Genomic DNA, 13496 nt, shown 5'->3' on the forward strand with positions numbered 1-13496 from the left:
AAACTAATGAGAAAAAGAATAACAGAGAAGGTAATAGGGCAACTTTATGCTAAATCGGGAAACCAATGTGCCTTTCCTGGTTGTAAAGAAACTTTATTTGATGAAGGAGGTACAAACCTGTCTAATATCTGTCATATAGAAGCTGCTGAAAAAGGTGGACAACGTTATAATGAAAACAGTACTGAAGACGAGCGGAGAAGCTATGACAATCTGATATTATTGTGCCATAAACATCATAAAATAATTGATGATGATGCAGTTCTTTATCCAGTTGAAAAGCTGAAAGAGATGAAGCGAAAACACGAAATAGCTATCGCTAAAAAAATATCAGAACAAAATGTACTCAGCAAATACCCTTCGGCACTGAATTTGGTAATCAATAGCTTAGGGAAACACTTTATAAATGATCCTGAACCTGATGAGGTATGGATTGCCCCCTCTCCTGAAGAGAAAATAAAATACAATCACCTTAAAGATTACCAATACATTATTAAGGAACATAGTGTTTATCAGGGCAAGTTGAACAAAATATACGATGAAATTGAAAAACAAGGTTCTGTTAAAAAAGAAGTTGTTTTAAAAAACATTCGTTTACTGTACTTAAAAGAAAAAGGTAGATACAATGGTGATTTAGAGGAAATTAGAGCTAATGCCGACAGTATTTTTGAGCATATTCAGCGCAAACTTTGGGATCAAGCAAATGAAGAGATAAATGAAATAGATGAGAAAGTATTCAGTGAAGCTATTGACTCAGCTATTACTATAATTTTAACCGATGCCTTTATGCGCTGTGAAATTTTAGAAGAACCTACACGATGATAGTAAGCAAAAACATAAGTCCGCAACACGATGTGTATTATTTAGGAGGCAAGCTCATTGAACTGTTGAGCCTTTCTAATAAAAAAAATTATGACTATTATGAGCTTCACAAAGAATTTGTAAAAACTCAGAAAGTTTCTTTTAGCTTATTTTTATTAGTTTTGGACTGGCTTTTTATATTGGGAGTCATAAGAAATGTAGATAATGGAGGAATTACAAAATGTTTTTAAAGAAATTACGCATACAGAATAAAGAAGGTATCATTAGAGAAATCGTTTTTAGGAAAGGTATGAACCTAATAGTAGACGAAACTCCTGAGAACCAACAGCAGCAGACTACAGGCAATAATGTAGGTAAGACTACTTTACTACGTTTAATAGACTATTGCTTAGGTGCAAAAGGAGAAGCTATCTATAAAGATGTTGAATTTATAACCCAGCCTAATACACAGATTGAGGATTTTTTATTAAAAAGCAAAGTGCTGCTTTCTCTTGAGATAGTAGAAGACTTTGAGAGTGATGAAAGTGATAAAATATATATAGAAAGGAATTTTCTGAAGAGAAATCAGAAAGTACAAACTATAAACGGCGTGCAGTACAAAGATGATAAGAGTTTTTGTAAAGCACTTAAACAACTCATTTTTCATACAGATACCCTTCTACCCTCTTTTAGGCAGATCATCTCTAAAAATATACGTATTACCCCTGAAAGAATGATTAATATTATAAAAGTACTAGGTACTTATGCTAGAGGGGGCGAATATGAAGCCTTATATTTATTTTGGTTAGGACTTAGTACAGCTTCATCGGCTGAAAAGACAAAACTGCTGGAAAGAAAAAAAGAAGAAAAGAGCTTTCAGAGACGACTCATACGCGAGGGAGGGGGTGACATTGGATTTGTAGAACAACAATTGCAATTTCACACTGATAGGATAGCTATACTTGAGAGCAAAAAGGCTGATTTTAATCTGAACGAACAGTATAATACTGACATAGAAGAGCTAAACCAAACAAAGGTAATCCTTAATAGCGTTGCTTCTGAAATAAGTGTTTTGGAAGAGAGAAAAGCTCTTATATTAGAAAGCAAGACTGATTTGGAGGCTGCCCATACTCATATTGATACAATACAGATAGCCGCACTATACGAAAAAGCAAAAGCCCTAATACCTACTATACAGGTATCATTTGAGCAAACAGTAAAGTTTCATAACGATTTGATAGCCGAAAAGTTGGCTTACATTACCCGTGAGCTACCTGATATAGAGCAACAATTAAGAAACTTGAAAAACACTTTAGCTTCCTATCGAAAAAAAGAGATAGAACTCACTGAAAAGGTGAAAAAAATAGGTGTTTGGGAAAGTATTGAGAAAATAGTATCGGAACTCAATAATCATTACGAGCGAAAAGGGAATTTGGAAAAACAGAAAGAGTATTGGTTACAATCGATAGATACAATAAAAAATATAGATGATGAGTTAGCTATTATTGACAAAAGTATTGGTTCAGAAGAAAAGCTTATGCAAAACCGAATTACTCTGTTTAATAAGTATTTTAGTAAGATGTCAAATATCCTTTATGGAGAACACTATCTGCTATTTCAGAAGAAAAAAGAAAATGGTTACGATTTAGCTATTCAGAATATTGAGGGCAACCCTAGCACAGGGAAAAAGAAAGGACAAATAGCCGCCTTTGATTTTGCTTACATACAGTTTGCTGATGAGTTAGCGATTCGCTGTCTGCACTTTATCCTACACGACCAATTAGAAAATATACACGACAACCAACTCAATACCCTCTTTGAGGTTGCTAACCACCTAAATGGACAGTATATTGTACCGATACTAAGAGACAAAGTGCCTGAAAATATAGATATTAGTCCGTATACAATTCTTACTTTATCACAAGACGATAAGTTATTCAAAATATAACACTTAATGAAAACCCTTATCAAAAACGCAATCATCGTAAACGAAAATACCCTCTTTCAAGGCGACCTCCTGATTGAGGGAGAGCGCATTGCCCAAATAGGTACTCACATCACTCCCAAAGGGAATTATGAGGTGGTGGAAGCCGAAGGCAAATACCTCTTTCCTGGGGTGATTGACGATCAAGTACACTTCCGCGAACCTGGGCTTACTCATAAAGCTACCATCGCTACCGAAAGTCGTGCTGCAGTAGCCGGCGGTGTAACTACTTTTTTTGAACAACCTAACACGGTACCCCAAACCGTAACGATTCCGCTTTTGGAAGAGAAATTTGCCATTGCCAAACAGTCGTCGTTTGCTAACTATTCTTTCTTTTTGGGAGGAACAAACGACAACCTCGAAGAACTGAAACGCTTAGATAAAAATGCTTGTGCAGGGGTGAAACTTTTCTTAGGCTCTTCTACGGGGAATATGCTCGTAGACAACGAGAAAACCATAGAAGCTATTTTCAATAATGTCGATTTAGTAATTGCTGCTCATTGCGAAGATGAAGCAACTATCCGAAAGAACTTAGCCCACTATCAAGAATTGTACGGCGAGGATATTCCTATTGCGATGCACCCTCATATTCGCAGTGCTGAGGCTTGCTATCTGTCCTCTTCACATGCCATTGCTTTAGCTGAAAAAACGGGCGCACGCCTACACGTGTTCCACCTCTCTACGGCTAAAGAAACCGACCTCTTCCGCAATGATATTCCACTAAAGGACAAGAAAATCACCGCTGAGGTATGTGTACATCACTTGTGGTTTACTGATGAAGACTATACTACTCGTGGAGCTTTCATTAAATGGAATCCTGCTGTAAAAACGGCTGATGACCGCACTGCGCTGTGGCAAGCCCTCTTGGACGACCGTCTCGATGTGATTGCTACCGATCACGCTCCTCATACCCTCGAAGAAAAACAGCGCAAGGGCTATCTGAATATCCCTTCAGGCGCGCCTTTGGTACAGCATTCGCTCGTGGCAATGCTCGAAAAAGCCTACAAAGGCACCATTTCTATCAAAAAGATAGTAGAGAAAATGTGTCATAATCCCGCAATCCTTTTTCAGGTAAAAGACCGCGGTTTCTTACGCGAAGGGTATTACGCCGACCTTGTTTTGGTGGATATGGACACACAATGGACAGTACAGAAAAACAACCTGCTCTACAAGTGTGGCTGGAGTCCGCTCGAAGGGCAACAATTCCACTCGGTTGTAGTGAGTACCTTCGTAAATGGCAAAGAGGTGTACCACAATGGCAAGGTAATTGCAGAGTCTCAAGGGCAACGCATCACTTTTAACAGATAAGACTATGAGAAAAATCATTTATATATTCGCTTTGCTATTCATTGTAGTAGCCTGCAAAAAGAACATCGTACCCAAACCCGATAAGTTTTTAGACGAAAAGCAAATGGAAAGTATGCTCTACGATTTGGCTGTTTTAGAATCTATGAAGGTTTCACAAGCCCAAATGTTAGATTCTTTACAGTTCAATTCGCAACAGTTCATCTACAAGAAATATCAGCTTGATAGCGTTTCGCTCGCACAAAATATGGTCTATTACGCCTCCCTGCCTAAAGACTATGACCGTATAGTGAAAAAGGTAGAAGAAAAGCTCAAAAAACAACGCGATAGTATCGGAAAGCTACCCTTAGAGACCCTAAAAGAGAACCCAGCAACAGTCGAACCATAATAAAATACAGTATTTGGAAGCCTTAGAACTACATCAGTCTTATCTTTCGTGGATATTTCCTGCCTTCCTACTCATCTTTGGGTTGGTGGCTTTCCTGCGTATATTCTATCCTAAACATTTTGCCGATTATCAAAACTTACTGTTTAACAATAAATATATTGTAATTTACGGCAAAAAGGAACGCCGATTGCACCTCTTTATGACAGTGCTTTTTCTCTTGCAATGTGTGTGTTTAGCTCTTCTTTTCTATGTTATGCTAAAGAATTTTGGTATCACAGAACTTTACAACTCTCAGTTTATGTTTCTGGAATTGGTGCTTATAGTCTTCTCACTGTTAATCACAAAACTCCTCTTACAACAATGGATTAGTAGCCTGTTCGACCTTTATGATTTCGCAAGAGATTATATCTTCACCAGGGTTTCTTATTCATCTTATGCCGCAATTGTAATGGTTATACTCCTCTTTTTGGGAGTTTATATCCCTTTCACCAATAAAAATCAGCTATTTTTATTACTTTTTGTGTTAGTATCCATATTGTTAGCAATCAATGTATTAGGTTGGATTAAAATCATAAAAAACAATCAAAAAGAAATAAAACCTTATTTATTCTATTTTATTTTGTATCTTTGCACCCTCGAAATCGCACCCTATATCTTTCTCATCTATGGAACAAAATACTTAATTGAAGTACAGAAAATGGCTCAATTTGTTTCATAATAGGGCGTTAGGAGGTGTAAAGAAATAACATTTATGAAGGTAAAATCGATATTAGTTTCGCAACCAGAACCGAAAGCCGAAAGCTCACCTTATGCACAAATTATTGAAAACCACAAGGTAAAAGTGGATTTTGTGCCCTTTATTAAGGTCGAAGGAATGACCGCTAAGGACGTCAGAATGCAGAAGATTGACCTTACTAATTTTACAGCCGTTATCCTCACTAGCCGTAAATCGGTAGACCACTATTTTCGTATTGCTGAAGAAATGCGCTTTAAGGTGCCTACAACTATGAAGTATTTCTGTCAGTCCGAAGCCATCGCTTACTATTTGCAGAAGTATATTACCTATCGCAAACGCAAAATATACGTAGGTAAAAAAGAGTTTGCTGACCTTTTGCCTATCCTCAAAAAATACAAAGAAGAGAAATTCCTCTTCCCAGGCTCCGATGCCCCTAAACCAGAGGCTACCGCAGCTTTAAACGACATCAAGATAAAATGGGAACGCGTAGTGTTCTATCGCACTGTATATTGCGATATTTCAGCCATTAAAGAAAATAAGTACGACATTCTTACTTTCTTTTCGCCCGCAGGAATAGAGGCGCTGTTTAAAAGTTTCCCCGATTTTTCACAGAAGAAAACCAAAATAGCCGTCTATGGCGATGCGACCCTAAAAGCCGCCGAAGAAGCCGGTCTTATCATTGATATTAAAGCTCCCTCACCTGAGAGCCCCTCAATGACCGTAGCACTCGACCATTATTTAGGCAAGCAAAATAGCAAAAAATAGAATCTAAAATCCGTTTTCTATAAGCACCAAAGGTAAGGAAGAACTATTCTCCCTTACCTTTGGTGCTTTTTTACTTCCTTTTATAAAGAAAATCTCTAACTATCAAGAAATACTATCTGCTTCTCCTGCTTCTCGCTAAAAGCGAGCATAAAGCTGTAATTTCCAGTATAAAACCTGACACCATTAATAAAGAACCACTAATAGGCACTTCCCAATGCAATATTTTAGCAAGAACTCCTAAAACAATAAGCACAACACCTGCTATAAATAAAATAATACTTGTCTTCATATCTCTATTTCAATTTGTTTACACCTATAATATTATACATAATCACAAAATACGTTGAAGCAATACCATATATTAGGCGCTTTTTTTCTTCCTTTGTGTCTCTCATTCTGATAATGTCTCAAACTTTGCCCCAATTTTAATCTTCAAACGAAGTCTTAAAAAGCTATTTCATAATTCGTAGCCTTGATTTCCGATGATTAGCCTCTCACATACCCACCTATCACCGGCTACTTTATGTCTAACCGACGTCAATATAACTTTTATTATCAATCTTTTTTGAGAGCATAGCGGAAGAGGACTCTTAAGAATGCTCAGAACCTCTTTTTTGAAACCAAAAGAACACAAACATCCCCACAAAAGGGAAGATTAGCACAGAAAATGTTTTCGACATCGCCTCATAGCTAAAATAAGGAACTTCTATAGCATAAAAGAAGTTTACATAGAAAAACAACGCAATGCAAATTAAGATAAAGATTATGATATTTCTTGCTTTCATATCTTAAGCCTTTAAAAAATACAAAATATAACCTTAATAAGGTACAAAGATATAAAAATAATAAACACCAGTCAATATTGATATTAAAAAAAGTTTTTCGTACTTTTATATTTTCCCGCCCCAACCTTTACCTCTCTATATCTCTTTTCTTAAAAAGAGGGCAGGTGAGAGCGTTATTACTTTCTCTTTCCTTCGCCTCGAAACCCCGATTTTAACATTTTTAGCACTGTTGTATTGTGTTATGAATCAATTACTTATATACCCTTTCTATACCAATCGTCCAAGATTCGTATAAGCTTCCTATAAGCTCTCTATAAGCTAACCCCACCCTCCTTACACCCTTTTTTCATCAAAACACCCCTTAATCTCCTTTTGGAAAATTCCGTTTTCTTCCGAACTCCTCAACCCTCCCCATTTGCTAATTCTCTCATTTTCTAATTTTCTAATTAATCTGCCCGTGTGGCTCACACTGCCTGTGCGGCTCGCACCTTTGCCAAAGTTCAATAAACTGACAATACCTCCGCTGGTTTACAAGGCGCGGCCTTGATTTTGTTTAATTTTTGTTTAATTTCTGAGGCACAGCCTCATTCCTCTAACTCAAACTCGCACCTCATTTCCTAATTCTCTCATTCTCTAATTTCCAAATTTTCCAATTTGCTAATTTTTCCCCACCTATCTTGCTACGGTTGCCTATCTCGTTTTTTCATCGTAACTTTGCATCGTTGAAACAAATCACATTCCATTTTATAAACAATATCCGAGTCAAACTCGTGTAATCTGTGTGTAGTCTGCGAGCTGGCATAGCAGAGTATGTGTCTAAAGGCAACTTGTTGCCCATTTGTTTGATTTGTAAATATTTGTAAGATTTCTGTAGCGTAAGCTACACTTTTCTTACGTCGAACTCACCTTAAATATAGCAAAGCAACAAGAACAATTAAATAAACTAAAAACATTCTTTACTTATGAAAAAAGCAGTATTTATGATGCTATGGACTCTGTTAATAGCGATGCTATCGTGTCGTAAAGATACAGACCCTAATGAGCAAGAGATAACAGGCACTGTTCGCACCGAACACCCACGCCTTTTTATTACTAAAGAAGATATTCCGAATATCAAAAACGCTGCCCAAAGCTCGGCTCTGGATACGTATACCGAAACTAAAAGAGATGTGGATAAGCTCTTAAATGAACCTATCTCTTTTGAAAATCCTACCGCGGTGAATGGTACTGATAACGGCTTGAAAATCTCCAAAGTATCGCAAGTCGCCATATTATATTTGATAACGGGTGAAGCGAAATATCTCGACTATACCAAAAAATTCTTACAAAAAATCACTGAATATTACCGCCTTCGGGTAAGTCACAACTTGAATGCTGATTGGTATGTGTTCCCTCAAATCAATGCATTATGTGCTTATGATTGGATTTACAACTACTTAACCCCCAAAGAACGCGAGCAAATAGGCAAACCTCTTTATCAGGTAATGATGGATATTGCTTGGCACGGAAAAGGATTACGCCCAGAGCGCAATCGGGAGAATACAGGGGGATACAATACAGGATTTTATGGCACAGACGCCCTACCGTGGTATATAGGTATCACCTTTCACAACGACGGTATTGATAACGCACGCTGTGAAGATATGTTTCAAAAAGGATTTGCCTTGAATATGAAAATGGCAGAATATCGTCGTGATATTATCGGTATGAGCGGAGGGGCTGTCACAGGGTGTGTAGGCTATTCGTTAGGTGCTTATCCTATCGCCGATTTCAATTTCATTCGCAGTCATCGCGCAGCCACAGGCGTAGACCTCTCTCAAAGGCTCAACTACGTATTCAAATATTTGGACTATATCGATTGGAATCGCTTACCAAACAATCGCGAGTTTGGCTTTGGCGACAGTTATCACTACGATTGCTTGCTCCCCGAAAGAGACATCAATTATCACCTGAGAGAGATAGCCTCTCTTTATGGAAGTTCTACCAATATACAACGCCTGTTAGGCTTATTCAATAAGAAACACTATACAGAACGACTACCCTTTATGCCGTTCTTACAAAAATATCCTCAAGGAACTCAGGGAGCGACACCTTCGGGTAAAGGAGCCGTGTATTTCGAGGGTACGGGAGAAGTCATTATGCGTTCAGGAACGGGCGAAAACGACACTTATGCTCTTTTTGTGAGCGGAGGTAAAACCCCTTACCACAAGCACTTCGATAATAATCATTTCACTATCTACAAAAAAGGTTACCGTGCGTTAGATACAGGTACCCGCCCCGAACCTGGCTGGCATCTGTCGCATTACTACGCCCGTACGGTAGCCCATAACTGCGTAACTATCAGAATGCCCAATGAAAAAATGCCCGAATACTGGGGCGGAGGGGCTTCTACCGAAAACAAGTTCGAACCTATCCCCAACGATGGCGGACAAAACAACATATTAGGCTCTGTATTGAAAGAGAAGCGTATCACTGACGATTATGTATATCTCGTCTCCGATGCTACCAAAAGCTACAACAGCCAAAAAGCCTCGTTAGTCGTGCGTGAATTTATATATTTCTACCCCGACCTTTTTGTAGTGTTCGATAGGGTAACATCTACCGACAAGAATTATCCCAAAACGTGGCTGATACACACCATCAACGAACCTGTGATGAAAGGTAGCAGGGAGTTCTCAGAAACCTCCGACGGAGGTAAGATGATTTGCCGTACTTTATTCCCTGCCAATGCTACACTTACTAAAATAGGTGGAAGTGGAAAGGATTTCTGGTCTGACGGACGCAACTGGCCTCTACCCAAACTCACTCCACAAGATTACGGGTATAATATGAATCTCCCTCCCGCCAATCACCCACAATTGGGACATTGGCGTATAGAAGTGAGCCCACAAACGGCTTCTAAAGAAGACTTGTTTATGCATATTATCCAAGTAGGCGATACAGCTCTTTCCGATTTACCCCGCACTGAAACCTTTGAAAATACAGCTCAAATAGGGGTAAGATTCACCTACCAAGGAAAACGATATATTTTAACCTTTGATAAAACAAAGTCATACGGCTGTCAAATAGAGAAGAAATAAATTAAGAGGCTTTATTTTTTAATCTATCTTAAAAACTTTGCAAACAAACGAGTCGTTCATCTGGAAAAATCGCCGTAATTTTGCCCCGTAGAAATAAAAAGTTTTCTTTTATGAAAAAATATACTTTACTATGCCTCTTCGTTATAGGGATAACAGCTTCATTACGAGCGCAATCGCTCTCATTCGACGAAGCGCTTAGCCAGATGCGTTCAGGTAACCAAAAACTCAAAGGCATCGAAAAACAAACCGAAGCAGCCGATTATAACCGCAAGTCATTCCGTGGGCTCTATCTGCCCCAACTGAGTCTCAATGCGAGCTATATGCACCTCGCCGACCCGCTTTCGTTGGACTTCAACGAGTATAAGGCGCCCTTGCAAACTGGCTTACAGGGATTCGCAACCCAAGTGCCTGCCCCTATGCGTCCGCTACTTACCCCCCCTACTTGGCAGGTTGCAACCGCTTTTTGCCCAAGACTGGCGCTATGAGTTTCAGAAACAAGACATTTGGAAAGTAAGCGCCGATGCCAAATGGGTGCTTTTTGCTGGTGGAAAGGTGCGTGTAGGCAACCGTGTCAGTGCGCTCAACACCGAAATAGCTACCGTAGAGAGCAAAAAAACCGAAAATGCCCTCATCAGTGAGTTGGCGGAACGTTATTTTCAAGTACAGTTAGCTCAAAAAGCGTTGGAAGTGAGAAAACAGTCGTTTGAAACAGCGCAACATCACTATGAAAATGCCCAAAAGCTCGAAAAGAACGGAATGATAGCTTCCGTAGAAACAATGCAAGCCAAAAAAGCCGTTACCGATGCCGAGCGTGAGGTGATGGCTGCTGAAAAGGACATACAATTAGCGCAAACAGCTCTCTATGGTGTGATGGGCACTACCGAGCAACCACTCACTGCCCTCACCACCGAACTCTTTGAAGTAGCCCCTCTCCAATCGCTCGAGTACTACCAACAGCAAGCCAAAGAGCACTACCCTATGATTGTGCAAGCCAAGCTCAAAGCCCAAATGGCTACCCAAAGCGTAAAAGCGCAACAAGCCGCTTATTTGCCCGATGTAGCCGTAGTAGGGAAAAAGTACTTGTGGAGCGAAAATCTACCCTTAACTGAACCCGATAACTGGGTAGTGGGTGTAGGGTTACAGTGGAATCTTTTCAACGGTTTGCAGGACAAAAACAAAATAGCCCAAGCCAAAGCGATGCGTGAGAGTGTGGAGCTCATCACTGCACAAGCCGAAAAAGACGTACAAACCTTAGTGAAAAAACAGTACACCGAGATTGAAAAGCAACGTGAACAATACCTCAGCTTAGAAGAGAGTTTGCGTTTTGCCGAAGAGCTCGTACGTGCTCGCGACAAAGCTTTTGCCGAAGGTCTCTCCACCTCCACCGATGTAGCCGATGCCAACCTTTATTTGGCTTCTATTAAAATCAAACGCTACCAAGCCCTTTTTGAAATGGACAAAACCCTCGCTCAGCTCCTCGAAACCTGTGGAATGAGCGATAAATTCAGCGAACAAGCAACAAGGTAGAGCGACACAAATGCTCTTAACATACGCTGGCGCGAGCTTGTAGCTCGTGCCTCTCATAAACTCTTAACTAAATAAACAATGAAAAAGAAAAACATCACCGGTCTTATTGTAACAATCACTGTATTTGCAGTAGTTCTTATTCTCTCTATCTACTTTTTTAGTAACCGCGAACCTGTATATTTGCAAGGACAAGTAGAAGCCAAACAAATCAACGTTGCCCCAAAAGTACCTGGTAGGGTGAAAGCTATCTACAAGCAGGAAGGCGACCAAGTGCACAAAGGCGACCTTCTTTTAGAACTCGAAAGCACTGAACTCGATGCCAAACTCTCTCAAGCCGAAGCGGCACGTTTGGCAGCACAAGCTCAATCCGACAAAGCACAAAGAGGAGCTCGTAGCGAACAGATTCAAGGGGCTTACAATGTATGGCAACAAGCCCAAGCTGCTGCCCAGCTCGCTGAAAAAACCTATCAGCGCGTGAGCAACCTCTATAACGATAAGGTATTGCCTGCTCAAAAGAAAGACGAGGCTTACACCCAAATGGTTGCCCTTCAAAAACAAGCTGAAGCAGCTAAATCACAATACGAAATGGCGAAAAACGGAGCTCGTGTAGAGGATAAAACTGCTGCCCGAGCCCTCGTAGCCCAAGCGCAAGGGGTCATTACTGAGGTAAATGCCTATAAAGAAGGTGCTAAAGTGTTCGCACCTTCCGATGCCGAAATACAAACCATTATCCCCAACGAAGGCGAAATCGTGAATGCGGGTTATCCTGTGATGAACCTCATTGATACCCAAGACGAGTGGGTGGTGTTCAACATACGCGAAGATAAAATGGCAGATTTTAAGATAGGTACTAAATTCAAAGGCATCGTGCCGGCGCTTGCCAATCAAGTGATAGAGTTGGAAGTAAAACACATAGCCGTACAAGCTGATTTCGCCACTTGGACAGCTACCAAAAGCAAAGGCGACTTCGACAAGAAAACTTTCGCTATCAAAGCCTACCCCACCCAAAAAGTAAAGGATTTAAGACCGGGAATGTCGGTATTAGTTGAAGATAAAAATTAACCGATTAACTCATCAGAAAATTGAGCCATCAATAAGTAAATTGTTTTTATGAAAATAGACCACATCGCTTTATATGTAAAAGATTTGGAAGTATCTAAAGCCTTTTATGAGACTTTCTTCGGGGCAAAATCAAACGAGTTGTACCATAATCCTAAAACAGGATTACGCACCTACTTTCTAAGTTTTGATAGTGGCGCTCGTTTGGAAATAATGTGGAGACCCAACCTCAGTGAACCTTTGGACAAGGTGACGAGTGAAGGGATCATACACTTTGCCTTCAGTGTAGGAAGCAAGGAGGCTGTTGAAGCACTTACTCAGAAAATCATAGATGAAGGCTATACTTGCTTTAGTGCCCCACGCACCACAGGTGATGGGTATTACGAGAGTGTGATACTTGACCCTGATGGCAATATGGTAGAGATAACTATCTGATTAGATAATATTAAAAAGCAAGTAAGTTTGTTTGATAAAATGAGAATAACTGAAGGATTATCAACTAAAGATAAGCAAGCTATTATACATTGGACAAATAGCAAAGGCGCTGATTTCTTGCAACAATGGGCGGGAGATGCTTTGAAATATCCTCTTACCATAGAAGCGCTCAATGCTTTGTCTCATTGCTTTCGTATTGAGGCAGAGGGTAGTTTTATAGGAATGATTCAGCAAATAAGAGTAGAAGGGAGCAACGTACATATTGGTAGATTTCTTATCAATCCTTCGCTTACAGGAAAAGGATTAGGCACCTCAGCAATGCAGTTATTTATCGCAATGCTTTTTGAGGATAAAAGAGTTCATTCTATTAGCCTAAATGTATTTGATGACAACCCGATAGCTAAAGGTCTTTATACAAAACTCGGTTTTAAAGTAGTAGCCACTGTTGAAGGAGAAAGGAAGAAATACAAGATGGTGAAGAGTAATTTGGCAATTAGCTAATTTGCCAATTGGCTCATTAATAGATTTATCCCCTACTGGGACGTTTCTCCTAGTTCGTGTTTAATACTAAGCAAACATCAATAGAAGAAATCTGTTTAAGCTTTCAGCGAAAGATAACCAGAATAAAACAATA

General features: G+C 39.6%; 12 protein-coding genes and 1 pseudogene. 12 read left to right on the forward strand and 1 reads right to left on the reverse strand.

Going from position 1 to position 13496, the window contains the following annotated elements:
* Window positions 1-6: 6 nt before the first annotated feature.
* From AM608_RS06570 to AM608_RS06600, 7 genes are read left to right on the forward strand one after another with little or no spacing between them, the layout of a single operon-like run.
* A complete protein-coding gene (locus AM608_RS06570) occupies window positions 7-819 on the forward strand; it encodes an ABC-three component system protein (RefSeq protein WP_053581163.1) in 813 nt (270 codons plus the stop codon).
* On the forward strand, window positions 816-1049 hold the full coding sequence (locus tag AM608_RS06575) for an ABC-three component system middle component 6 (protein ID WP_053581164.1): 234 nt from the start codon (window positions 816-818) through the stop codon (window positions 1047-1049). The genes AM608_RS06570 and AM608_RS06575 overlap by 4 nt, the downstream gene beginning before the upstream one ends.
* Complete coding sequence (locus AM608_RS06580; protein WP_053581165.1) at window positions 1040-2746, forward strand: DUF2326 domain-containing protein; 1707 nt, start codon at window positions 1040-1042, stop codon at window positions 2744-2746. Before AM608_RS06575 ends, AM608_RS06580 begins: the two co-directional genes overlap by 10 nt.
* A gap of 6 nt (window positions 2747-2752) precedes the next feature.
* The gene (locus AM608_RS06585; protein WP_053581166.1) at window positions 2753-4090 is read left to right on the forward strand and encodes a dihydroorotase; all 1338 of its coding nucleotides are present in this window, start codon (window positions 2753-2755) and stop codon (window positions 4088-4090) included.
* A gap of 4 nt (window positions 4091-4094) precedes the next feature.
* On the forward strand, window positions 4095-4475 hold the full coding sequence (locus AM608_RS06590) for a DUF4296 domain-containing protein (protein WP_053581167.1): 381 nt from the start codon (window positions 4095-4097) through the stop codon (window positions 4473-4475).
* A 13-nt stretch (window positions 4476-4488) separates the two neighbouring features.
* A complete protein-coding gene (locus AM608_RS06595) occupies window positions 4489-5193 on the forward strand; it encodes a DUF4271 domain-containing protein (RefSeq protein ID WP_053581168.1) in 705 nt (234 codons plus the stop codon).
* A gap of 33 nt (window positions 5194-5226) precedes the next feature.
* Window positions 5227-5976, forward strand: a complete 750-nt coding sequence (locus AM608_RS06600) for a uroporphyrinogen-III synthase (protein WP_009410955.1) — start codon at window positions 5227-5229, stop codon at window positions 5974-5976.
* Between the two features lie 112 nt (window positions 5977-6088).
* On the opposite strand, the gene AM608_RS12260 is transcribed toward AM608_RS06600, so the two are convergent.
* Window positions 6089-6265, reverse strand: coding sequence for a hypothetical protein (locus AM608_RS12260; RefSeq protein ID WP_172672750.1), 177 nt, complete (start codon window positions 6263-6265; stop codon window positions 6089-6091).
* A 1458-nt stretch (window positions 6266-7723) separates the two neighbouring features.
* On the opposite strand from AM608_RS12260, the gene AM608_RS06610 reads away from it, so the two are divergent.
* The 5 genes and pseudogenes from AM608_RS06610 (at window position 7724) to AM608_RS06630 (ending at window position 13363) form a co-directional block, all read left to right on the forward strand.
* A complete protein-coding gene (locus tag AM608_RS06610; protein ID WP_053581169.1) occupies window positions 7724-9841 on the forward strand; it encodes a heparinase II/III family protein in 2118 nt (705 codons plus the stop codon).
* Window positions 9842-9951: 110 nt separating this feature from the next.
* Window positions 9952-11368, forward strand: a pseudogene (locus AM608_RS06615) (TolC family protein).
* A gap of 78 nt (window positions 11369-11446) precedes the next feature.
* A complete protein-coding gene (locus AM608_RS06620; RefSeq protein ID WP_053581170.1) occupies window positions 11447-12430 on the forward strand; it encodes an HlyD family secretion protein in 984 nt (327 codons plus the stop codon).
* Window positions 12431-12478: 48 nt separating this feature from the next.
* Complete coding sequence (locus AM608_RS06625; protein WP_053581171.1) at window positions 12479-12862, forward strand: VOC family protein; 384 nt, start codon at window positions 12479-12481, stop codon at window positions 12860-12862.
* Window positions 12863-12901: 39 nt separating this feature from the next.
* On the forward strand, window positions 12902-13363 hold the full coding sequence (locus AM608_RS06630; RefSeq protein WP_053581172.1) for a GNAT family N-acetyltransferase: 462 nt from the start codon (window positions 12902-12904) through the stop codon (window positions 13361-13363).
* The last annotated feature ends 133 nt before the right edge of the window (window positions 13364-13496 follow it).

The sequence above is a fragment of the Capnocytophaga sp. oral taxon 323 genome, from assembly GCF_001278825.1.
Taxonomy (GTDB): Bacteria; Bacteroidota; Bacteroidia; order Flavobacteriales; family Flavobacteriaceae; genus Capnocytophaga; species Capnocytophaga ochracea.

What these genes read in the sequence shown, in the direction of transcription:
- AM608_RS06570 (WP_053581163.1), top strand. Translation starts at nt 7, where the DNA reads ATGAGAAAAAGAATAACAGAGAAGGTAATAGGGCAACTTTATGCTAAA.
- AM608_RS06575 (WP_053581164.1), top strand. Translation starts at nt 816, where the DNA reads ATGATAGTAAGCAAAAACATAAGTCCGCAACACGATGTGTATTATTTA.
- AM608_RS06580 (WP_053581165.1), top strand. Translation starts at nt 1,040, where the DNA reads ATGTTTTTAAAGAAATTACGCATACAGAATAAAGAAGGTATCATTAGA.
- AM608_RS06585 (WP_053581166.1), top strand. Translation starts at nt 2,753, where the DNA reads ATGAAAACCCTTATCAAAAACGCAATCATCGTAAACGAAAATACCCTC.
- AM608_RS06590 (WP_053581167.1), top strand. Translation starts at nt 4,095, where the DNA reads ATGAGAAAAATCATTTATATATTCGCTTTGCTATTCATTGTAGTAGCC.
- AM608_RS06600 (WP_009410955.1), top strand. Translation starts at nt 5,227, where the DNA reads ATGAAGGTAAAATCGATATTAGTTTCGCAACCAGAACCGAAAGCCGAA.
- AM608_RS12260 (WP_172672750.1), bottom strand. Translation starts at nt 6,265, where the DNA reads ATGAAGACAAGTATTATTTTATTTATAGCAGGTGTTGTGCTTATTGTT.
- AM608_RS06610 (WP_053581169.1), top strand. Translation starts at nt 7,724, where the DNA reads ATGAAAAAAGCAGTATTTATGATGCTATGGACTCTGTTAATAGCGATG.
- AM608_RS06620 (WP_053581170.1), top strand. Translation starts at nt 11,447, where the DNA reads ATGAAAAAGAAAAACATCACCGGTCTTATTGTAACAATCACTGTATTT.
- AM608_RS06625 (WP_053581171.1), top strand. Translation starts at nt 12,479, where the DNA reads ATGAAAATAGACCACATCGCTTTATATGTAAAAGATTTGGAAGTATCT.
- AM608_RS06630 (WP_053581172.1), top strand. Translation starts at nt 12,902, where the DNA reads ATGAGAATAACTGAAGGATTATCAACTAAAGATAAGCAAGCTATTATA.